1 rRNA gene (running past one end of the window) is annotated in these 1518 nt (G+C 56.9%); it reads right to left on the bottom strand.

Going from position 1 to position 1518, the window contains the following annotated elements:
• Positions 1–1518, bottom strand: a 23S ribosomal RNA gene (locus ACWCSU_RS52650); its annotated part runs 1377 nt beyond the window's last position; the annotation flags it as partial.

Below are 1518 nucleotides of genomic sequence, written 5' to 3'. Positions count from 1 at the left end.
GGTCAAGTCCTCGGCCTATTAGTACCGGTCAGCTCCACACGTTACCGTGCTTCCACCTCCGGCCTATCAACCCGGTCGTCTACCGGGAGCCTTACCCACTCACGTGGTGGGAGACCTCATCTCAAGGCGAGCTTCCCGCTTAGATGCTTTCAGCGGTTATCCCTTCCGAACGTAGCCAACCAGCCGTGCACCTGGCGGTACAACTGGCACACCAGAGGTTCGTCCGTCCCGGTCCTCTCGTACTAGGGACAGCTCCTTTCAAGTCTCCTGCGCGCGCAGCGGATAGGGACCGAACTGTCTCGCGACGTTCTAAACCCAGCTCGCGTACCGCTTTAATGGGCGAACAGCCCAACCCTTGGGACCTACTCCAGCCCCAGGATGCGACGAGCCGACATCGAGGTGCCAAACCATCCCGTCGATATGGACTCTTGGGGAAGATCAGCCTGTTATCCCCGGGGTACCTTTTAGCCGTTGAGCGACACCGCTTCCACATGCCGATGCCGGATCACTAGTCCCAGCTTTCGCTCCTGCTCGACCCGTCAGTCTCACAGTCAAGCTCCCTTGTGCACTTACACTCAACACCTGATTGCCAACCAGGCTGAGGGAACCTTTGGGCGCCTCCGTTACCTTTTAGGAGGCAACCGCCCCAGTTAAACTACCCACCAGACACTGTCCCCGATCCGGATCACGGACCAGAGTTAGACGTTCAAAACGACCAGAGTGGTATTTCACCAATGACTCCACCCGAACTAGCGTCCGAGCTTCCCAGTCTCCCACCTATCCTACACAAGACGTTCCAAACGCCAATGTCAAGCTGTAGTGAAGGTCCCGGGGTCTTTCCGTCCTGCTGCGCGTAACGAGCATCTTTACTCGTAGTGCAATTTCGCCGGGTCTGCGGTTGAGACAGCGGGGAAGTCGTTACGCCATTCGTGCAGGTCGGAACTTACCCGACAAGGAATTTCGCTACCTTAGGATGGTTATAGTTACCACCGCCGTTTACCGGCGCTTAAGTTCTCACCTTCGCTGTGTCACCACAACTAAGCGGTCCCCTTAACGTTCCGGCACCGGGCAGGCGTCAGTCCGTATACATCGTCTTACGACTTCGCACGGACCTGTGTTTTTAGTAAACAGTCGCTTCCCCCTGGCCACTGCGACCCCCACCAGCTCCGAGTGCAAGACTCATCACCAGCAGAGGTCCCCCTTCTCCCGAAGTTACGGGGGCAATTTGCCGAGTTCCTTAACCACAGTTCACCCGATCGCCTTAGTATTCTCTACCTGACCACCTGAGTCGGTTTAGGGTACGGGCCGCCACAACACTCGCTAGAGGCTTTTCTCGGCAGCATAGGATCATCCACTTCACCACAATCGGCTCGGCATCACATCTCAGGATATATGCGAGGCGGATTTGCCTACCTCACTCCCTACATGCTTACCCCAGGAACAACCATCGCCTGGGCTGGACTACCTTCCTGCGTCACCCCATCGCTTACCTACTACCCGATCGGATCGAGCGTTCAC

Source organism: Nonomuraea sp. NPDC001699, assembly GCF_053596455.1.
Note: the sequence above shows the minus strand (reverse complement) of the source record. Positions and strands in the feature narration are given on the sequence as shown.